The sequence below is a fragment of the Sphingomonas bacterium genome (genome assembly GCF_903643035.1).
GTDB lineage: Bacteria > Pseudomonadota > Alphaproteobacteria > Sphingomonadales > Sphingomonadaceae > Sphingomonas.
The window spans coordinates 1-20,910 of record NZ_CAHJWW010000016.1 but is presented as its reverse complement, the minus strand read 5'-3'; the positions used below and the strand labels follow the sequence as shown (position 1 = coordinate 20,910).

The 20,910-nt window shown below is 69.5% G+C and carries 17 protein-coding genes; 8 read left to right on the top strand and 9 right to left on the bottom strand.

Features of this window, described 5'->3' with window-relative positions; all coding sequences use genetic code 11:
• Both HUV01_RS02245 and HUV01_RS02240 read right to left on the bottom strand, forming a co-directional pair.
• On the bottom strand, window positions 1-182 hold a 182-nt coding region (locus HUV01_RS02245), incomplete at its 3' end, for an SDR family NAD(P)-dependent oxidoreductase (protein WP_217430875.1).
• Between the two features lie 136 nt (window positions 183-318).
• Window positions 319-828, bottom strand: a complete 510-nt coding sequence (locus HUV01_RS02240) for an SH3 domain-containing protein (protein WP_254606316.1) — start codon at window positions 826-828, stop codon at window positions 319-321.
• Between the two features lie 128 nt (window positions 829-956).
• On the opposite strand from HUV01_RS02240, the gene HUV01_RS02235 reads away from it, so the two are divergent.
• The 3 genes from HUV01_RS02235 (at window position 957) to HUV01_RS02225 (ending at window position 3,052) form a co-directional block, all read left to right on the top strand.
• Window positions 957-1,937, top strand: a complete 981-nt coding sequence (locus HUV01_RS02235) for a 2-hydroxyacid dehydrogenase (RefSeq protein WP_254606315.1) — start codon at window positions 957-959, stop codon at window positions 1,935-1,937.
• A 184-nt stretch (window positions 1,938-2,121) separates the two neighbouring features.
• Window positions 2,122-2,580, top strand: coding sequence for a DUF4126 domain-containing protein (locus HUV01_RS02230; protein ID WP_174296696.1), 459 nt, complete (start codon window positions 2,122-2,124; stop codon window positions 2,578-2,580).
• A 52-nt stretch (window positions 2,581-2,632) separates the two neighbouring features.
• A complete protein-coding gene (locus HUV01_RS02225; protein WP_174296695.1) occupies window positions 2,633-3,052 on the top strand; it encodes a hypothetical protein in 420 nt (139 codons plus the stop codon).
• Window positions 3,053-3,107: 55 nt separating this feature from the next.
• On the opposite strand, the gene HUV01_RS02220 is transcribed toward HUV01_RS02225, so the two are convergent.
• The 5 genes from HUV01_RS02220 to HUV01_RS02200 all read right to left on the bottom strand — a co-directional run bounded on the left by HUV01_RS02220 (window position 3,108) and on the right by HUV01_RS02200 (window position 10,243).
• Window positions 3,108-4,511: an NAD(P)H-dependent flavin oxidoreductase gene (locus tag HUV01_RS02220; protein ID WP_174296694.1), complete on the bottom strand. Its 1,404-nt coding sequence runs from the start codon at window positions 4,509-4,511 to the stop codon at window positions 3,108-3,110.
• A 121-nt stretch (window positions 4,512-4,632) separates the two neighbouring features.
• Window positions 4,633-5,766, bottom strand: a complete 1,134-nt coding sequence (locus HUV01_RS02215) for a glycosyltransferase family 4 protein (protein WP_174296693.1) — start codon at window positions 5,764-5,766, stop codon at window positions 4,633-4,635.
• A gap of 166 nt (window positions 5,767-5,932) precedes the next feature.
• A complete protein-coding gene (locus HUV01_RS02210; protein WP_174296699.1) occupies window positions 5,933-6,958 on the bottom strand; it encodes an acetamidase/formamidase family protein in 1,026 nt (341 codons plus the stop codon).
• Between the two features lie 125 nt (window positions 6,959-7,083).
• Complete coding sequence (locus HUV01_RS02205; protein ID WP_174296692.1) at window positions 7,084-8,520, bottom strand: DUF1501 domain-containing protein; 1,437 nt, start codon at window positions 8,518-8,520, stop codon at window positions 7,084-7,086.
• A gap of 10 nt (window positions 8,521-8,530) precedes the next feature.
• Complete coding sequence (locus HUV01_RS02200; protein WP_174296691.1) at window positions 8,531-10,243, bottom strand: DUF1800 domain-containing protein; 1,713 nt, start codon at window positions 10,241-10,243, stop codon at window positions 8,531-8,533.
• Window positions 10,244-10,455: 212 nt separating this feature from the next.
• On the opposite strand from HUV01_RS02200, the gene HUV01_RS02195 reads away from it, so the two are divergent.
• From HUV01_RS02195 to HUV01_RS02185, 3 genes are all read left to right on the top strand, one after another.
• Window positions 10,456-12,540, top strand: coding sequence for an alpha/beta hydrolase family protein (locus tag HUV01_RS02195; protein ID WP_254606314.1), 2,085 nt, complete (start codon window positions 10,456-10,458; stop codon window positions 12,538-12,540).
• A gap of 291 nt (window positions 12,541-12,831) precedes the next feature.
• Entirely contained in the window at window positions 12,832-15,519 is a 2,688-nt protein-coding gene (gene acnA / locus HUV01_RS02190) for an aconitate hydratase AcnA (RefSeq protein ID WP_174296690.1), read from the top strand.
• Window positions 15,516-15,941, top strand: coding sequence for a DUF2147 domain-containing protein (locus tag HUV01_RS02185; protein ID WP_174296689.1), 426 nt, complete (start codon window positions 15,516-15,518; stop codon window positions 15,939-15,941). The genes acnA and HUV01_RS02185 overlap by 4 nt, the downstream gene beginning before the upstream one ends.
• A gap of 30 nt (window positions 15,942-15,971) precedes the next feature.
• Here the strand turns inward: HUV01_RS02185 and HUV01_RS02180 are convergent, their stop codons facing one another.
• The gene (locus HUV01_RS02180) at window positions 15,972-17,372 is read right to left on the bottom strand and encodes an amino acid permease (RefSeq protein WP_174296688.1); all 1,401 of its coding nucleotides are present in this window, start codon (window positions 17,370-17,372) and stop codon (window positions 15,972-15,974) included.
• Window positions 17,373-17,485: 113 nt separating this feature from the next.
• Window positions 17,486-17,992, bottom strand: coding sequence for a metallophosphoesterase family protein (locus HUV01_RS02175; protein WP_174296687.1), 507 nt, complete (start codon window positions 17,990-17,992; stop codon window positions 17,486-17,488).
• Between the two features lie 168 nt (window positions 17,993-18,160).
• Between HUV01_RS02175 and HUV01_RS02170 the strand changes: the two genes are divergently transcribed.
• Together HUV01_RS02170 and HUV01_RS02165 are read left to right on the top strand one after the other, a co-directional pair.
• Window positions 18,161-20,623 carry a TonB-dependent receptor gene (locus HUV01_RS02170; RefSeq protein ID WP_254606313.1) on the top strand — a complete coding sequence of 821 codons (2,463 nt, stop codon included), beginning with the start codon at window positions 18,161-18,163 and terminating at the stop codon, window positions 20,621-20,623.
• Window positions 20,624-20,635: 12 nt separating this feature from the next.
• Window positions 20,636-20,910 (top strand): winged helix-turn-helix domain-containing protein (locus HUV01_RS02165; RefSeq protein WP_174296685.1); only part of this gene is annotated, 275 nt, incomplete at its 3' end.

The window sequence follows — 20,910 nt, the reverse complement described above, 5'->3', positions numbered from 1 at the left end:
TCGCGGCACAGGGCGGCGATGTCCTCCAGCCCGTCGCGCCCGCGCGCCGCCAGCACCAATCGTGCGCCACCCCGGGCGAAGGCGATCGCGGTCGCCGCGCCGATGCCGCTCGACGCGCCCGATACGACCACGCGGAGCTTCGCGCCCTGCCCGCTATCCGGTTCGTTGCTGAACAGGCCCATCGTCGTCGCTCCACCATTTGGTGGCATCAACCGACGAGGCGCGGTTACGATGCGCGATCGACGGGGCTGGATGACGCGTCGTCGCCCGGAGCCGTCGGCTCATGGCGACTCCGGGCGATCGTTCACGGCAGATCGTTCACGGCAGCGCCTCGCCCTGACCGACACCCCACAGCCGCCCCTGTTCGACGAAGCCCGACTGTCCACGCACGTCGAGCCTGCACCAGCCGTCGGCGCACTGGCTCAGTCGCCCGACGACGCCGGGCGCCGCGCGCCACGCGACACGGCCCGCCGCCGCCGGCCGGTCACGCAGTTCCACCGCATCGTCCGCCATGCCGGCGCTCCCGCCCGGGACGAAGCCGGTGCGCTTGTCGGACAGGAGGTTGGCGAGCATCCACCCCTGCGTGCCGCCGGGATCCTCCACCTTGCGCCATTCCTTGAAGGTCGCCAGCACCTTTACCGGCAGGTCGGGACGGACGTACAGCCAGCTCGCCGGATAGCTGCGCCCCGGTCCGGTCCGCATCCGCGCCCGGGCGGCGGCGATCGACGCGAAATACGGCAGCTTGTGCTTCGGATCCGCCGCCCCGCCCGGCGTCGCCGTCAGTAGGCCGGCGCCGGCAAGCGCCGTTGCGAGCATCGTTCCGCGCATCTCCGCTTCTCCCCGCGTCGCCCTGTGCCGACGCCACGACCTTGTGCCTTCGCGTGGTGAGCGTTTCAATGGGCGTTGACGCGCCCGCCGCCCTCCGTCACTTCGGTGCCATGCCCGAAACGAGACGCATGACCCGCCCCAGGGTGATCGTCACCCGCGAGCTGCCCGATGCGGTCATGGACCGGATGGAGGCGCTGTTCGACACCGCCACCAATCGATCGGACACGCCGATGGATCGCGCCGGGCTGGCGACGGCGATGCGCCACGCGGACGTGCTGGTGCCGGCCGTGACCGACGATGTCGACGCGGGCCTGATCGCGGGCGCGGGCGAGCGCCTGGGTCTCATCGCCAATTTCGGTGCGGGCGTGAACCACATCGACCTGAAGGCGGCGCGCGCGCGCCGGATCATCGTCACCAACACGCCGGGCGTGCTGACGCAGGATACCGCCGACCTGACGCTGGCGCTGATCCTGTCGGTGCCAAGGCGGCTGGCGGAAGGGGAGAAGCTGGTCCGGTCGGGCGCGTGGACGGGGTGGAGCCCCGGCGGGATGCTGGGTTATCGGATCGGCGGCAAGGCGCTGGGCATCGTCGGCATGGGCCGGATCGGCCAGGCGGTGGCCCGCCGGGCGCGCGCGTTCGGCCTGTCGATCCACTACCACAACCGCCACCGGCTGCCGGAGATGGTGGAGGCGGAGCTTGGCGCGCGGTGGCATCCCGACCTCGACGCGATGCTGGGCGCGATCGACATATTGACGCTGCACACGCCGCGCAACGCCGACAGCGAGGGGCTGATCGACGCGCGCCGGATCGCGCTGCTGCGCCCGCATGTGTACCTCATCAACGCCAGCCGGGGCGGGATCGTGGACGAGGAGGCGATGGTCGTGGCGCTGGAAGGTGGCCGGCTCGCCGGCGCGGGGCTGGACGTCTGGCGGCACGAGCCGGCGATCGACCCGCGCCTGCTGGCGCTGCCCAACGTGGTGATGACGCCGCACATGGGGTCGGCGACGATGGAAGGCCGGGTGGCGAGCGGCGAGCGGGTGATCTCGAACATCCGGGCCTGGGCGGACGGGTTGAGACCGCCGGACCAGGTGCTGGAGGGGTGGGCGTAGCGCGGCACGTCGGCGCCCGCCCGACTTGCGCGCTCCCTCCCCGGCCGGCGGCGCTCAAGCACCGTTCACGGGAAGCCTATCTGTCCGGGCGGGATTGGCGCGCCAATCCCGTGCCAAGCCTACGGCTCAAGGGAACTCACCATCGGCCAGTCGATTGATCGCGCGAACCTACAGGAGTTCCGCCATGCTCGCCTCGTTCCTCATGGGCCTCGTCGGGGGCCAGCGCGCGATGACGCCGCTCGCGACCGTCTATATCGCGGCGGCGCGTGGCGAGCTGCCCGACGAGAACGGCAGGCTTCCGTTCCTGGGCGCCGGATGGGCGGCGGCCGCCACCGCGCTGCTGGCCGTCGGCGAGTTGGTGGGCGACAAGCAGAAGACCGCTCCCGATCGGATCGTGCCCATCGGGCTTGCCGCGCGATTCATGACCAGCGCGCTCGCCGGCATGGCGCTGGCGCCCCGCAGAGAACGCTGGCTCGGTGCCGCGGTGGGCGGCGCGACGGCGGTGGTCGCCTCCTATCCCGGCTGGCGCGCGCGGATGGCGGCGTTGCGCCGCTATGGCCAGACGCCGACCGGTTTCGTTGAGGACGCCGCCGTGGTCGCCGGAGCTGCGGCGATCGTACGAACGCTGCCGGTCGCGGCATAGATGCCGGATCGCCGTTCAGTTCGCAGACAGCGTGCGACGGTAGACAGGCCCAATGATCCGCATCGCCTTCGCCGCCGCCTTGGCCGGCCTGCTCGCTTCCGCCGCCCCGGCCCAGACCGCCGCGCAGTTCCCGGACCGCCCGATCGCGCGGACCGAGGTAGTCGCGGTCGTGAAGCGGCAATTCGCGCAGATGGACGCCAATCGCGACGGCGTCGTCACGCGCGCCGAGTTCGCGACGTATCGGACGCACCAGCCGGCCGCGCCCGCGAGCGGGGTCGACGCGCTGTCGCACATCGGCGCGGGCTGGTACGACCGCGCCAACACGAAGGGCGACGGCCGCGTGACCTTGGACGAGGCGCTCGCCCGCCCGCTCCACCTATTCGACCTCGCGGACGTCAACCGGGACGGCATGGTTTCGGTGCAGGAGCGTCAGGTGGCGATGGCGCTGATGGGAATGATGGGCGGTCGGTGATCTCTTCTGCGGCTTGATCGCTACGAACGGTAGCAGGACACCGTCGTCGGTCTCCTCAGTCCCCCGTGCGTATCCGCTCCACCAGCTGGCCGACGGTGGGCACGAAGCCGTTGGAGTAGAACGGGTCGAGCTTGAACTGGTACGCCGAATGGCCCGCGAACATCAGGTTCTGCTCCACCTCGCCGCCGTGCGCGATGTCCTGCAGCGTCTTCTGGATGCAGAAGCTGCGCGGGTCGGCCAGACGCCCGGTCGAGTTGGTCTCGCTATCCGCCCAGCTCGAGAAAAGGCAGTGCGACAGGCAGCCCATGCAGTCCGCCTGGTCCTTGCGGATCTCGCCCTTCTGCGATGGCGTCACGAACACCAGGGTATTGTCCGGCGTCTTCAGCGCATCGGTGAACCCCTCGCCATACCAGGCGCGCGCGCGTTGCAGGTCGCCCAGCGTGACCCAGAAGTTCCTGCCCTTCACGCCGACATCGAGTTGATAGACATGATCCCCCGCCGTCTGCGTCGAGAACGCGATCTGCCGCTCGGATCGCGCCTCCAGCCCGAGCAGGAACGGGTTGCGCACCGCGGAGGAGTAGAAGCCGGTGGGGGAGAAGCGGTGCAGCGACACCTCGCCCTCTCCGATCGTGGTCAGCCGCTGCTTCCATCCGTCCGCGATCGGGCTTTCGCGGGTCAGCAACGGGCGCGTGCCGAACTGGAACGCGATCTGGCCGAGCTCGGGATTGTCGATCCACTCGTTCCAGTCGCGCAGGTACCACACGCCGCCCGCCATCACGATCGGCACGTCGTCGGCCAGCCCGCCCTCGCGCATCGTCTCGCGCAGCGCCTTCACGCGCGGGTACGGGTCCTGCGGCACCAGCGGGTCCTCGGCGTTGGACAGGCCGTTATGCCCGCCCGCCAGCCACGGATCCTCGTACACCACCGCGCCCAGCAGCTCGGACACCTTGGAATAGGCGCGCTTCCACAGCGCCCGGAAGGCGCGCGCGGACGACACGATCGGCAGATAGTTGACGTTGTACGACGCCGCGATCTCCGACAGCTTGTACGGCATGCCCGCGCCGCAGGTGACGCCCGCGACAAGGCCGCGGGTGCGCTCCAGCACACCCTCCAGCACGCGCTGCGCGCCACCCATCTCCCACAGCACGTTGATGTTGATCGCGCCGACGCCGCCGGCGATGTCCCAGGCCCGCTTCACCTGATGCACCGCGCCGTCGATCGCATACTGGACCAGCTCGTCGTGCCGCTCGCGCCGGGTGAGCGCACGATAGATCTGCGGGATGATCCTACCGTCGGGATCGTAGCTGTCGGCGTTGACCGCCGACACGGTTCCGATCCCGCCCGCCGCCGCCCAGGCACCGGCGGAGGCGTGGTTGGTCGCCGCGACACCCTTGCCACCTTCGATCAGCGGCCAGACCTCGCGTCCGCCATAGTTGATCGGCCTGATACCTTTGAACACTGGACGCATCGCCTTCCACGCCGATTACATCATCACCATAAGCGCATTGCCAACCCTGCGCGAGGTAAATACCGATACGGGCCGACCAAGGGCAGGTTTGACGGGAAACGACCTCGTGTCGTCACCCCAATGCGCCTGGCCGGCCCATGGCATCCTCGTACAACGCCTTGTAGCGCGCGATCATCAGCACCTCGTCATAGTCGGCCACTGCCTTAGCGCGGTTCGCGGCGCCCACGCTGGCGCGCAGGCCCGGGTCTCGCGCCAGCGCCTCCATGGCATCGCGCAGCCCCACTTCGTCGGCGCGGCGCGCGGCCACGAACGGCAGGTTCGCGGGCGCCACCATCGTCGCGACGTCGCCCACCGGCATCGACGCGACCGGCAGCCCGGCCGCCATCGCCTCCAGCACGCAGATCGGGAACTGCTCGGACCGGGACGACACCGCCAGCAGGTCGAACAGCCCGACGAACCGGTACGGCCGTTCCAGATGTCCGGGCATGACCAGGTTGTCGCCCAGCCCCATCGCCATCGCCGCCTTTTCGATGGCGCCGCGCTCCGGCCCCTCGCCGACGATCACCAGCCGCGCGCGTCCCGACAGGCCACCGACCGCGCGCACCAGCAGCGGCAGGTCCTTGACGGCGCGCAAGCCGGCGAGCGCGCCGATCACTATCTCGCCCGGCCGGCGCTCGAAACCCGGGATCGCGCCGCGCTTGGGCGGTCGTGCGTACAGCGCGGTGTCGATGCCGTTGACGATGCGGTGGACTCGCCCGGGCGGCTGGCGCCATGTCCGAAGCGCGATCGCCTCCAGCATCCGCGACGGCACCGCCAGCGCATGCGCGGCGGGCAGCGCGAGCCGGCGGTACAGGTTGCGCTCGCGCTTCAGCCCACCCGCCTCGTCCTCGTTGAACCCGTCCTCGTGATGGACCAGTGGCGGGGCGTTCTTCCCGAACACGCGCCGCGCCATCACCCCGTCGATCGCGCCCCAGTTATAGGTCAGCACCAGATCGTAGCCGCGCATGGTGCGCGAGATCGCCTCGTAGCGGGCGACGGAAGGCCGGCCGGTCAGCGGCGGCGGGTCGGACGCGATCTCGTACGCGATGCCCGGGTCGATCCGCGCGCGCGCGCCGAGCTGGTCGGGGATGCCGGAGACGATCGTGTGCGTGGCGGCCGGCCCCCAGGCGTTCATCAGCCGCACCGCCCGCGCCTCCTTGCCGCCGAGCGCGAAGGTGGAGTGGAGGTGGAGCATGCGGACGGGCATGACGCTCCCTTAGGGCGGATCGCTGCGCTTCGTCACCCTGAGACCTTGCCTTCTCCTCTTCCGTTGACCCTCGCTTGTCCGAGCACGACCCTTCCCGCAGGAGAACGGCAGCCCCTTTGACGAGAAGCAGCGCTTCGACAAGCTTGGCACGAACGGGTCGGAGGAGTCACCGCCCTGAGTTTGCGAACACCGCCTTGGGCAGCGCCACGTGCACGCCCTTGTTGCGGTCCACCAGCTCGGTCACCTCGACGTCGCCCGCAACGCTAACCAACATGTACGCATCGTCGCGCGTCATCCCCTTGGCCGCCACCAGCCAGTCGATCATGCCCCGCACCGCCTTGCGCGCGGCGTTCGACAGGTCCTCGTCGAAGCCCATCGCGATATAGGCAGCGGGCGTCTCCGCGCGCGGATAGCTGGCCTCGACGTCTGCGCCGCTGCCTTTCTTGTGCAGGATTAGCTGAAGCTTGCCCACGAGGCTGGTCTCCAGCGCGGTGATGTCGACCTCGCCATTCCCCTGCGCGGCGTGGCCGTCGCCTACCTCCAGCAGCGCGCCCGGCGCGTGGACTGGAAAGAACAGGGTGGTGCCCGCGACCTGCGCGCGATCGTCCATGTTGCCGCCGCCGATATTGGGCGGAGTGCTGTCGTACCGGCCGAAGGACGTCGGCGGCGCGACGCCCATGCTGCCGAAGAAGGGGTGCAGCGCCACGTCGACGCCTGGCGCAACATGGCCAACCATCCGCTTCCTGTCGAGCGGCACGATCTTCACGCGGCGATAGGGGAAGTCGTCGGGCAGGAAGCCGGTCGTCGGTCCGAACGCATTATAAGCATAGGGAATGGCGAGGTCGATCTTCAGGATCCGCACCTCCAGCGTGTCGCCAGCTTCCGCGCCCTCCACGGCGATCGGCCCGGTCAGGATATGCCCGCCCGGCCCCCGCTGATCCGCCGCCACGCCCGCGAACACCGCCCGCAACGAGGACTCGATGTCCGCCGGCGCGACGCCCGCGCGTTCGAGGCCGGTGGGGCTGTTGGTCAGCAGGGTGTGGACCGTCACCGTATCGCCCGAACGGACGGTGAGCACCGGCTTGGCCGCGGCGTCGTAGTGGCCCCAGGCGACGGTCGCGGGGGTGGCGGGCAGGTCATGATCCTCGGCCCGAGCCGCGCTGGCGCCGGTGAGCAGCAAGACCGCCGTCATCCATGTACGTGCCGACATACCGACTCTCCACTCGTGAGGCGCGAGCGTAGCGGCTTAGGGCAGGCGATCAAGCCGGCGTCGGGAACCCCGCCCGCCATCGCACCTTCCTCGCCCGGATCCCCTGCTCACACGAACCCGAGGTTCCACGTCGACGGCGTGTAGTTTCCCATGTTGGGCAGCACCGTCGTCATGTCGCCCGTTCCCACCCCGAACCAGCTCGCCAGCGTCGAGGCGTATTGGTCGACCGACGTCGTCGGCACCAGCCGCCCCTGGCCGACGTCGTCCGCCGTGCCGCTGCCAATCGCGGGCGCGGTGCCGTACAGGCGCTGGCCCTTCACCGCGCCGCCCATGACGAAGTGCATCGATCCCCAGCCATGGTCCGCGCCGCTGGTGTTGCTGGTCAGCGTGCGGCCGAAATCGCTGGCGGTGAAGGTCGTCACCTTGTCCGCGACGCCCAGCGCGGCGGTGGTGTCGTAGAAGGCGCGCATCGCGTTCGCCACCAGCCCGATCTGCACCGGGTGAGCGGCGGCCAGGTTCTCGTGCATGTCGAACCCGCCCAGCGAGACGAAGAACACCTGCCGCTTCGCGCCCAGTTCCGACGAGACCGAGATCATCCGCGCGACGATCCTGAGCTGGTCGGCGAGGCTGTTGCCCGACGGGAACAGCGGGAAGCTCGCCGCCGGCGCGTTCCCCAGCGCCGCCGTCACCTGCGCGTAGGTGTCGAGCGCGCGCCTGGCGACGACGGCGTGCTCGTTGCCGATGACGTGGCCGTTGCCGCCGGTCATCAGGCTTTTCAGCGTCGACACCGCCGCCGACGATCCGAACACGCTCGACCCGTTGCCCAGCAGCGCGACCGGCCCACCCGAGCCGATCGAATACTGCACCGCCGCGCGGCCCGTCAGGTACACCGCGTTGCCGCTCGCGTTGATGCACGTCAGCGTCGACGACCCGTTGCCCGATTGCAACAGGTCGCCGATCCGCCCGCCCCAGCCCGACGTCGCGCCTTCCGGGTTGCTCGCCTGGAAATAACTCTGCTGGTCGTTGTGGCTGAACAATTTGGGCGGCAGCTTGACGGAGGCGGCGGTATATTGCGCCTTGGTGGTCGGCTGGACGAGCGTGCCGAGGTTCATCACCGCCGCCATCTTGCCCCCATTGAACAACGGCAGCAGCGGCTGCATCGCGGGAGCCAGCGCGTATTGCCGCCCGTTCGGCAGCGCGGTCGCGGGGGTGAGCAGGCCTGGCGCGAGCTGGTCCCGCGTCAGCGCGAGGTTCGCGCGCGCCGCCTGGTACGCGGCGTAGCCCGCCTGGTGATAAGGGGTCAGCGTGTTGGCGTGATCGTTGCCGCCGTACAGGAACACGCAGACCAGGGCCTTGTAGTCGCCTGCGGTCGCCGCCGCCGCCTCGCCGATCGCGGCCAGGCTGGAGACGAACGGGGTCGCGACTCCCGCCAGCCCGAGCGCGGCCGAGCGGCGCAGGAAGGCGCGACGCGACCCGTCGATCCGGTCGGCGGGATCGAGCCCGAGCGCGCGGTACGGGTCGGAGGAGCGGTCGTCGTCGCACATCGTCCGTCTCCTATCTCAGCGTCAGATAGTCGGGCGACGCCAGCGTCAGCAGGATCGCGATCCCCACCCGGTTGGTCGGGCCGCCCGTCGCGGTCGTCGCCACGCTGTCCACCGCCGTCCTGATCGACGCGACCGTCGTGGCGGAAAGCTGGCCGGCGGCGAGCACCACGTTCACCTCGTCCACCAGTGCGGCGCTGTCGCCCGCCTTGGCGAGGATCGCGGTGTAGTCCGCCTTCACGTCGCCCGCGCCGTTCGCGATCAGCGCCTGGAGGTAGTTGACCGTGCCGACCACCGTCTGCTCGTTCGCGAGCTGGAACTCGGGCGCGACGAGGCCGGCGGCGGAGATCGCGGTGTTGGGCGGCGAATAGCCGGGGCGGAAGAAGTTGAACACGGTCTGCGCGCGTCCCGGCGACTGGCCGAGCCGGGTGGAGCTGCTCGATGTGTCGCCGATCGCCCAGGCGGCCGACGGCGAGGCGGCGCCATAGGCGCGCGCCCAGCCGGTCAGCCGCGTGATCGGCTCACGCAGCTTGCCTCCCGTCGTGGTCGCCAGGCTCGCGTCCGATCGCGCTTCGGTGTCGAGCAGGATCGCGCGCAGCACCGCCTGCATGTCGCCGCGCACCCCCTTGCCGTTGTCCGCGAACACCGCCGCCACGCGCGCGACATAGCCGGGCGACGGGTTGGACGAGACCAGCCGCTGGATCAGCTGCTTCGACACGAACGGGGCGATGTTGCCGTGCGCGAAGATCGCGTCGAGCGCGGCGTTCACCGCCGCCATCCCGCCGCCCGTGACGCTGGTGCCAAGGAAGCTCGCGCTGCCCGTCTCGTTGACCGCGGCGTTCATCACCAGCGGCTGGCGGTACACGTCCGGCGTCGCGGTGCTGGTCGAGGCAAGCGACAGCCCGGTGAACACGCGCGCCAGTCCCGACACGTCGGCCTGCGTATAGGTCTCCACCGGCGTCGCGCCGCCGATGAGCGTGCCGTCCATGTTGAGCTTGTAGAGCCCCAGCGTGAACAGCTGCATCAGCTCGCGCGCGTAGTTCTCGTCGGGCTGCGATCCGGTGGCGGCGTTGGCCTTGCGGTTGTTCAGGAAGGTCAGGAACGATCCCATGGCCGCGCTGGTGGTGATCGCGCCCATCAGCGCGCGGAAATTGCCGAACGCGCCGTCCATGAGCACGTCGAGATAGGCGGCGGCGTTGAAGGCGCGCCAGTTGGTGTTGATCCCGTCGATGCCGACGACCATCAGGTCGAGCAGCGCCATGCCGACGCGCTGGCGCAGCTGGTCGGGCTCCGCGATCAGCTGCCGCCAGACGGTCGCGTCATAGCCGGCCTGGCCGTTGACGTTCGCCGCAAGGCCGTAGCCGTTGGCGACGAGCCAGTCCCAGTGCGTCGTCGCGCGGGGCAGCGCGAACTGGTCGGTCAGCCACCCGTCGAACCCGCGCGCCACCAGCGCGTCGACCATCGTCCGCGTGGCGCCCATCGTCGACTGGGCAAGGAAGCGGCTGGCCTGGACCGGGGTGACGCTCGCCGCCGCGACGGTGATGCCTGGCGCGGTGCCCGCCCCGGCGGTGCCCGATCCCGTGCCGTCGCCGCACGCCGCCAGCAGCGCCGGAGCCAGGGCGACGATCGCGAGCCCGCCGGCACCGGTGGCGCCCACCGGCTCGTCCGCCGATGGCGAAACGTCCTCCAGCATCATCTTCCCCCGCGCGGCGACGCCCGAAGCCATCGCCCTCCCATCCGTCGCGGCAGGATGACGCACTATGGATGACCACGGCGTAAACGACCGGACCGGACCGGACGGGACGTGGCGTGCAAGCGCCGGGTCACCGGCGACGCGGGGTTTTCCGCGGAACCGATTCCGCGTCGCTCGTGAGTGGCTTGCACTGCATCGCGAGGACGGTATCCTCGCACCGTCACCCGGGGGGTTGGGGAGGATCGATGGCATACGGACCGCGCGTCGCGCTGGGGATGGCGCTCGCCTTGTCGGGGATGGCCGGATCGGTTGACGCGGCGACGGGAGCGCCCGCGCAACGGGCGGCGGCGGACAGGTCGCCAGCGGACAGGTCTTCCGTGGATGATGCGACGCGGACCGCGCGGCTGTTCGGCACGCGCGAGAACGTCCGCCAGATCAGCCTGTCGCCCGGTGGCAAGCGGATCGCGATCCTGCGCGCGACCGCCGGAGCGAGCAGCGGGGTATACGTCTATGACGTCGCCGCCGCCAGCGAGAAGCTGGTGATGACCTCCAGCGGACGGCCCGACCAGATCGTCGACTGCTCCTGGATCACCGACGCGCGGCTGCTGTGCCAGGTGGCGGCGGTGACGTCCGCAAACGGCCTGCAGCTCAGCCTGACCCGCCTGTTCGCGATGAACGCCGACGGCGGCGACCTGAAGGAGGTGAGCGCGGAGCGGCGCTCCGGCGACCTGGGGCTCGGCCAGTCGGGCGGCGGCGTGATCGACTGGCTGGCGGACGGCAGCGGCGCGGTCCTCGTCACCCGCGCCGTATCGGAGCAGTACAGCACCGGCACCCTTCTCGCGTCGCACCGATCGGGCGTCGGCGTCGAGCAGATCGACACGACCAGCCTCCAGCATCGCCAGATCGAGCCGCCGGCGGCCGGCGCGATCGACTATCTGTCGGACGGGCACGGCACGGTGCGGGTGATGGGCGTCGCCGCCGCTGCGGACAACGGCTACATGCTGGGCCGGGTCGCCTTCCGCTATCGCCAGCCGGGCGGGCGCGGGTGGCAGCCGCTGTCCACCGTCACCGTCACCAGCACCGGCGACCGCGGGTTCGAGCCTTATGCGGTCGATCGCGACCTGAACGCCGCCTATGGCTTCGACGACGCGGGCGGGCGCCAGGGCCTGTACCGCGTCTCGCTCGACGGCAGCGGCAAGCGCGAGCTGGTGCTGGCCAACCCCCGGGTGGACGTCGACGAACTCCTGACGATCGGGCGTCAGCGCCGGGTGGTCGGGGCGAGCTTCGCCACCGACAAGCGCGAGAACGTGTTCTTCGACCCGGAGCTCAAGACGTTGGGCGCCTCGCTTGGCCGCGCCTTGCCCACCACCCCGATCATCACCTTCGTGGACGCCAGCGCGGACGAGAAGCAGCTGGTGCTGTTCGCCGGATCGGACAGCGATCCGGGCCGCTACTACCTCTATGACAAGCCGAGCCGCCACCTGGCCGAGATCATGGCCGTCCGCCCCGGGCTCGCCGACGTGAGGCTCGCGAGCGTGCGGCCGGTCACCTTCAAGGCGGCGGACGGCACGGATATCCCGGCCTATCTCACCCTGCCGCCGGGCAGCGACGGTCCCGGTATTCCAAAGGGGCTGCCCGCGATCGTGATGCCGCATGGCGGGCCGTCGGCACGCGACGAATGGGGCTTCGACTGGCTGTCGCAGTTCTTCGCCAGCCGCGGCTATGCGGTGCTCCAGCCCAACTACCGCGGTTCGTCCGGCTACGGCTCGGCGTGGTTCCAGAAGAACGGCTTCCAGTCGTGGCGGACCGCGATCGGCGACGTCAACGACGCCGGCCGCTACCTGCTGGCGTCCGGCATCGCCGCGCCGGGCAAGCTCGCGATCGTCGGCTGGTCGTACGGCGGCTATGCGGCGCTCCAGTCGGCGGCGCTCGACCCGGACCTGTTCAAGGCGATCGTGGCGGTCGCGCCCGTCACCGACCTCGAGACGCTGCGCGGCCAGTATCGATACTACACCAACTACAGGATAGTCGACGCGCAGATCGGACACGGGCCGGAGGTGCGCGCGGGATCGCCCGCGCAGAATGCGGATCGCATCAAGGCCCCCGTGCTGATGTTCCACGGCGACCTCGACACCAACGTCGGCGTCGGCGAGTCCCGGCTGATGGCCTCCCGCCTGCGCGGGGCGGGCAGGAGGGTCGATTACGTCGAATACAAGGGACTCACCCATCAGCTCGACGATGCCGATGTCCGCGCGGACCTGCTCGGCAAGTCGGACGCGTTTTTGCGCCGGTCGCTGGGTTTGGAAGCGGGCCAATCGACGGGCAAGTGAACGGGCCTGAGAGTCGGGCCTGATCGGACCCGTCGTCCGCCGGGGCGTCGCGATCGACAGCCGGGCGCCCGCTCGCGTCGCGACGACAAGAAGCGCGGCCGGCATGGCTCGGGCGCGTTGATCCGGAGCAATCCCGGCCCCGTCCACCGCCCCGCGCCCCTTCCCCCGCCGCGTCCTCCTTGCTAGAGCTGCAAGCAACAATCGTTTCCGCCGGTCGTCGCTGGGTGTCGCGTGGGGCTGTCGCTCCCCTTCGACCATGCCGGCACCGGACCTGCTCAGGAGATATGCGCCATGACCGCCATCGGCCAGGACACGCTAGGCACCCGCACCACGCTGACCGTCGGCGGCAAGGCCTACGACTATTACTCGCTCGACAAGGCGGCGGCGCAGCTGGGCGACGTGTCGCGGCTGCCCTTCTCGATGAAGGTGCTGCTGGAGAACCTGCTGCGGTTCGAGGATGGCAAGACCGTCACCGTCACCGACATCCAGGCGCTGATCGACTGGCAGAAGGACCCCAGCAACCCCAACCGCGAGATCCAGTATCGCCCCGCGCGCGTGCTGATGCAGGATTTCACGGGCGTTCCCTGCGTCGTCGACCTCGCGGCGATGCGCGACGCGATCACCAAGCTCGGCGGCGACGCGGCGAAGATAAACCCGCAGGTCCCCGTCCATCTCGTCATTGACCATAGCGTGATGGTGGACGAGTTCGGCACGCCCCAGGCGCTGGGCGACAACATGGACCTGGAGTATCAGCGCAACATCGAACGCTACGAGTTCCTGAAATGGGGATCAAAGGCGCTCGACAACTTCCAGGTCGTGCCGCCCGGCACCGGCATCTGCCATCAGGTGAACCTCGAATACGTCAGTCAGGCGGTCTGGTCCTCGACTCAGGCGGGCGCCCGGAGCGACAGCGTGACCTTCGCCTACCCCGACACGCTGGTCGGCACCGACAGCCACACGACGATGGTCAACGGCCTGGGCGTGCTCGGCTGGGGCGTCGGCGGGATCGAGGCGGAGGCGGCGATGCTCGGCCAGCCCGTCTCCATGCTGATCCCCGAGGTGGTGGGTTTCCGGCTGACGGGCGCGCTGGGCGAGGGGATCACCGCGACCGACCTCGTCCTCACCGTCACGCAGATGCTGCGCGCCAGGGGCGTGGTCGGCCGTTTCGTCGAGTTCTACGGTCCCGGGCTCGACCACATGACGCTCGCCGACCGCGCGACGATCGCCAACATGGCGCCCGAATACGGCGCGACGTGCGGCTTCTTCCCGATCGACGACAAGACGCTCGACTACATGCGCCTCACCGCGCGCTCGGACGAGGCGGTGGCGCTGGCGGAGGCCTATGCGAAGGCGCAGGGGCTGTGGCGCCACGCCGACGCGCCCGATCCCGTGTTCACCGACACGCTGGAACTCGACATGGCCTGCGTCGTGCCCAGCCTCGCCGGCCCCAAGCGCCCGCAGGACAAGGTGTCGCTGAACAAGGTGGACGAGGTGTTCAACGGCGACCTGCACAAGGTCTACATGAAGGAAACCGCCGTCCGCGCGCCGGTCGCGGGGCGCGACCACGACATCGGCGACGGCGACGTCGTGATCGCGGCGATCACCTCGTGTACCAACACCTCGAACCCCAGCGTGCTGGTCGCGGCCGGCCTCGTCGCGCGCAAGGCGAATGCGCTTGGACTGAAGCCCAAGCCGTGGGTGAAGACCTCGCTCGCGCCGGGGTCGCAGGTCGTGACCGACTATCTCGACAAGGCGGGGCTGACGAGCGACCTGAACGCGCTGGGCTTCAACCTCGTCGGTTATGGCTGCACGACGTGCATCGGCAACTCGGGACCGCTCGCCGCGCCAATCTCGGCGGCGATCAACGAGAACGACCTTGTCGCGGCGTCGGTCCTGTCGGGCAACCGCAACTTTGAAGGTCGCGTGTCGGCGGACGTGCGCGCCAACTTCCTCGCCTCGCCGCCGCTGGTCGTCGCCTATGCCATAAAGGGCACGGTGACCGAGGACATGGTCACGACGCCGATCGGCCAGGGCGACGACGGCGCCGACGTATATCTGAAGGACATCTGGCCCTCCAACGAGGAAGTGGCGACCGTCATGGCCGCCAACATCGATTCCGGGATGTTCGAGGCGCGTTACGGGAACGTGTACCAGGGCGATCGCCACTGGTCGGGCATCCAGGTCGAGGGATCGGACACCTATAACTGGCGTGCGGGCAGCACCTACATCGCCAACCCGCCGTATTTCGACGGGATGGAGATGACGCCGGCGCCGGTCACGGACATCGTCGACGCACGGCCGCTGGCGATCCTGGGCGACTCTATCACGACCGACCACATCTCGCCGGCCGGCAGCATCCGTGCCTCGTCGCCCGCCGGCCTGTATCTTCAGGACCGTCAGGTGACCGTCGCCGACTTCAACGGCTATGGCGCGCGGCGCGGCAACCACGAGGTGATGATGCGCGGCACCTTCGCCAACATCCGCATCCGAAACGAGATGGTGCCGGGCGTCGAGGGCGGCATGTCCAGGCACGACGGCCAGGTCATGTCGATCTATGACGCGGCCATGGCGTACAAGGCGGACGGCGTGCCGCTGGTGGTGATCGCGGGGCGCGAGTACGGCACCGGATCGTCGCGCGACTGGGCGGCGAAGGGTACCAACCTGCTCGGCGTGCGCTGCGTGATCGCCGAGAGCTTCGAGCGCATCCACCGGTCCAACCTCGTCGGCATGGGCGTCCTGCCGCTTCAGTTCTCGGCTGGCGACGACCGCACCTCGCTGAAGCTCGATGGCAGCGAGACGTTCACGATCCTCGACGTCGCCGGGTTGCGGCCGCGCCAGGACGTAGAGGTGGCGCTGACGCGGGCCGACGGAACGGCCGAGACGTTCGTCGCGCGATGCCGGATCGATACGGTCAACGAGCTGGAATATTTCCTCAACGGCGGCATCCTCCATTATGTGCTGCGCAAGCTCGCGGCATGAGGACATGGGTGGCGACGCTGCTGGCGATGCTCGTCGTCAAGCCCGCGGCGGCGGCGCCCATCCCGGTCACCGGCCGATGGCTGGTGACCGACGGCAGTGCGGTCGTTGAGGTTGCGCCTTGCCAAGTGCGGGACAGCGGGGCGAAGCTCTGCGGCCGGATCGTCCGCGTCGTCAAGCCGCGACTGGGCGGCCCTGCGACCGACGTCAAGAACCCTGACCCGGCCCAGCGGACGCAGCCGATCAAGGGCATCACGATCCTGTCGGGCTTCGTGTCGGCGGGGGACCGGTGGAAGGGGCGGGTCTATGATCCCGACAGCGGTCGCAGCTATCGCGCGGAACTGCTGCGCGATGGCGGCACGCTGCACGTCAAGGGATGCCTCGGGCCGTTCTGCCGTACGCTCAACTGGACGCGCGTCGGCTAGGCGCCGCGGTCCGGGCGATGGTGGCGGCCATCAGGCCATGACCGCGCGGCGGCGCGCATACAGCAGATAGATCGCCAGCCCGATCAGGTTCCAGCCCAGGAACGCCTGTTGCGTCACCGCCTGAAGGCTGGTGAACAGATAGGCGCAGCCCAGGATCGCCGCCGGCGCTACCACCCAGGCGGCCGGCACCCGGAACGGCCGCGGCATCGCAGGATCGCGCCGCCGCATCACCAGCACGGAGGCGGCGACCGCGATGAAGGCGGCGAGCGTCCCTGCGTTGGCGAGGCTGGCGATCACGTCGAGCGGCACCAGCGCGGCGATGGCCGCGACCAGGGTCGCGGTAACGGCGGTGATCCGCACGGGCACGCCCCGCGCCGACACGCGAGCGAGCCCTGCGGGCAGGAAGCCGTCGCGCGCCAGCGCCAGGAAGATCCGGCTCTGACCGTACAGGAAGGCTAGCAGGACCGTCGGCAGCGCGACCGCCGCCGCCGCCGCGACGAGCGTCGCGACACCGGGCCGGCCGAGTTCGCGCAGGATCAGCGCCAGGGGCTCCGGACTGGCGCCCAGCCTGGCGAACGGCACGGCACCGATCGCGGCCGCGCCGACGAGCAGGTAGATGACGGTACACGCCAGCATCGATCCGACGATGCCGATCGCCAGGTCGCGCTCGGGTCGTTTCGTCTCCTCCGCCGCGGTCGAGATCGCGTCGAAGCCATAGAAGGCGAAGAAGACGATCGCCGCCGCTCCCATGACCCCGCGTTTGACCCCGTCCGCGCCCGCCACGCTGCCGAAGCCGAACGGCGCGAAGGGATGGAGGTTGACCACATCGAAGCGCGGCAGCGCCACCGCGACGAACAGCGCGAGCGTGGCGATCTTGAGCGCGACCAGCGCGGCGTTGACCCGCGCGCTCTCCCGCGTGCCCAGCATCAGCATGCCCGCGACGACCGCGATGATCGCCACCGCCGGCAGGTTCAGGACGCCGCCCAGCGCCGGGCCGGCGGCGAGCGACTTGGGTACGGCGATCCCCATCCCCTTCAGGAACGCCACCGCATAACCGGACCAGCCCACCGCGACGGTCGACACCACCAGTGAATATTCCAGGATCAGGCTCCACCCGACCACCCAGGCGATCGCCTCGCCCAGCACGGCATAGCTATAGGCATAGGCGCTGCCGGATATCGGGATCGCGCTCGCCATCTCGGCATAGCACAGCGCCGCGCATGCGCAGATCGCCCCCGCCGCCACGAAGCTCAGCAGCACCGCCGGCCCCGCCCGATCCGCACCGACGCCGATCAGCGTCAGGATGCCGGTACCGACGATCGCCCCGACGCCGAGCGCCAGCAGGTGCGGCCACGACAGGGTGCGGGCGAGCGCGACCCCGGCTCCGTCCGCCGTCGCGATCGGCTTTCGCCGCAACAGTCCGCCTGCCATGCCCGTCCCCTTCCACCGTCAGGCTATACCAGCTGGCGGCCAACGCCATCCCCGTTCGGGTCGAGCCTGTCGAAGCCCTGCCTTCCTTTAGGAGAAACCATCCCTCGACAGGGTCAGGCCGGACGGAGCGGAGGAACGGGGTTCAACAGCATGGCCAGAGTCACCGGCCCGAACCCCCGCGCGTCCACCCCGACATCGAACTGACGCGGCATCGGCTTCAGGCGTCCGTGGCTGTGGCCATGCAGGTCGATCGCGCCCTTCGCCTGCCGGTTCCAGCTGCGAAACGGATAATGGCCCAGGACGACGAAGCGCCCGTCGAGGTCGAGCTCGGCATAGTCGGCGACGCTGGCCCAGCCCGACGCCGCGCCGGTACCGGGCGGATCGTTGTTGCCGCGCAGCAGGTGCTTGCTGCCGTTTAGAGCGGCGAGCAGCGCGGGCACGTCGCTAGGGCGGCGCGCCACGTCGCCCAGATGCCAGACCGTGTCCTCCGGGGCGACGACGGCGTTCCAGTTGGCGACCAGCGCCGCATCCATCTCTGCCACCGATCCGAACGGGCGACGATGGATGTTGATCGTGCGATGGTCTCCCCAGTGCGTGTCGCTGATGAACCAGACCGTCATCGTGGAACGAGCCCCCAGCCATCGATGATCGCGCGTTCCGGTGGCACGTTATCAGGGATCGGCGTCGAGCCGGTACGGGTCAAGCCACCGCGCGATTCTTCCGTGACTTGGCGGGAGCGCGCCGCTATGTCGTGGTGCTACATAACGACATACTGCGGGGATGGGAACGTGAACAAGGGGACTCTGCTGGCGGGCGCGTGCCTGTCGGCATCGCTGCTGATAACCGGCGCCGCGTGCGCGCAGGTCGCCGCACCACAGGATGCGGCCCCGGTGCCCAGGGACGCGCCGGACAGCGCCCCGGACAGCGCAAGCGCCACCAGACCCGCTACGATCGGCCAGGACCATGGCGATGGCGGGTTGCCCGACGTGATCGTCACCGCCCGCCGCCGCGCCGAGGATGCGCAACGCGTGCCGGGGTCGCTGCAGGTGATCGGCGGCAACCTGCTCGACCAGTCGTATACGGTGAACACGCAACAGCTCTCCCAGCTGGTGCCCAGCCTGAACTATTCGTCCGCCAATCCGCGCAACACCGCCTTCACGATCCGCGGGCTCGGATCGAGCGTCGTGGCGGTCAGCCAGTCCAACGACGGGCTGGAACCGGGCGTCGGTTTCTACGTCGACCAGGTCTATCACGCCCGCCCCGCCACCGCCGCGTTCGACTTCAGCGACATCGAGCAGATCGAGGTGCTTCGCGGACCGCAGGGCACGCTGTTCGGCAAGAACACCACCACCGGCGCGATCAGCGTCTCCAGCCGCCTGCCGACCTTCAAGCCCGAGGGCGAGGTGGAGGTGTCCTATGGCAGCTATAATTTCATCCAGGCGAAGGGGGCGGTGTCCGGCCCGATCGTCGACGACGTTCTGGCCTTCCGCGTGTCGGCGGTGTCGACACGGCGCGACGGCGTGATCCGGAACGTACGCACCGGCGAGAACGAGAACGCGATCGGCAACCAGGCCGTGCGCGGCCAGTTGCTCTTCAGGCCGACCGCCAACCTGACCAGCCGCCTGATCGCGGACTTCACCAGCTTCGACAGCACCTGCTGCACGCAGGTCTATCTGCGGGTCGGCCAGTCGCTGCGTCCGGCGGCCAAGCAGTTCCCGGCGCTTGCCGCAAAGTTCGGCTACTCGCCGCCGAGCACCGACCCCTATGCGCGGCTGACCGACATCGATGCGCAGCTCAACGTCAAGACGAACGAGGGCGGCATCAGCGACATCACCGACTGGACCGTCGGCCCGGTCACGATCACCAACGTCGCGGCGTGGCGATGGTGGAACTGGGATGCGGCCAACGACCGCGACTATACCGGCATCCCGGTCCAGCTCGTCCAGCACATTCCCTCGCGCCAGGACCAGTATAGCGAGGAGCTGCGCTTCGCCTCGAACGGCGAGCATCGCATCACCTACGTCGGCGGCTTCTATTACTTCAACCAGAAGATCACCGGCGAGCCGCTGAGCACCTATGGTCCGGCCGCGACCGATTTCCTGCTCAATCCGGTGATCGCCGCCAACGGCACGCAGACGAACTATCCGTCCAACCTGCTCGACGGCTATGGCACCGACGGCCATACCGACTTCACGTCGCGCAGCTATGCCGCGTTCGGTGAGGCGAACTGGCATGTCGTCAAGCGGCTGACCGTGACCGGCGGGCTTCGCTACACCTGGGAGTATAAGGACGGCTCGTACGTCACGACCGTCTTCGGCGGCGCGACGCCCACCACCACCGCGCAGGCCAATGCCAAGCTGTCGATCCTGCGCCCGCAGGCCTATACCGCGCACAATGCCGACCGCAGCCTGTCGGGTCGCGGCAACCTGTCGTACCAACTCACCGACGGGGTCCTCGGCTATGCAAGCTATGCGCGCGGATTCAAGTCGGGCGGCATCAACATGTCCGGGCTGCCGCTGGACGCGGGCAACAACCCCGTCCTGTCGACCGCCGTCGTCCGTCCGGAGCGCAACACCAACTACGAGGTCGGGATCAAGACCCGGCTGTTCGACCGGCACCTGATCTTCAACATCGACGGCTTCTACACCAAGGTCCGCGACTTCCAGGCGACGATCGTCGACAGTTCGCAGACAGTGGCGCTGCGCGGCTATCTGTCGAACATCCCCGAGGTGACGGTGAAGGGGATCGAGGCGGAGGCGACGGCGCTGGTGTTCCGCGGGCTCTCGCTGCGCGCCTCGCTCGCCTATGAGGACGGGCGCTACAGCAACTATCCCGCCGGTCCGTGCCCGCTGGAACTGCAGACCGCCGCCACCACCGCATGCAGCCTGACGGGCCAGCAACTCGCATCGCTGCCCAAGTTCTCGTTCACGGTCGGGGCCGACTATGCCCATCCCGTCACGCTGTTCGGCAACCAGGGGTCCGTCTTCCTTCACGCCGATAGCAATTCGCGCAGCGGCTATAACGGCGACTCGTCGCTGTCGCGCTACACCTACATCTATGGTTACAACGTCACCAACGGATCGGTCGGCTATCGCTTCGGCAACGGGCTGGAACTTGCGGTGTTCGCGCGCAACCTGCTCGATACCAACTACATCCAGAACGTGACGATTCAGGCGGGCAACTCCGGACTGATCCTGGGCACGCCGAGCGATCCGCGCACGATCGGGGGTACGGTCCGCTTCCGTTACTGATACGGGGGGCGGATGACCGCCGCCGATCCGCTTCACGCCGAGCTTCTCCTGCGCCGCGCCGGGGCCGGACGCGTCGGCGCGGAGCGGATCGCGCTGCTGCGCGCGGTACGGGACACAGGATCGATCAGCGGCGCCGCCCGCGCCTGCGCGCTCAGCTACAAGGCGGCATGGGACGCGGTACAGGTGCTGAACAACCTGTTCGACCGGCCGCTGGTGCTGGCCGCGCCGGGCGGGCGCGACGGCGGCGTCACCTCCGTCACGGCGGCGGGCGAGGCGGTGATCGCGGG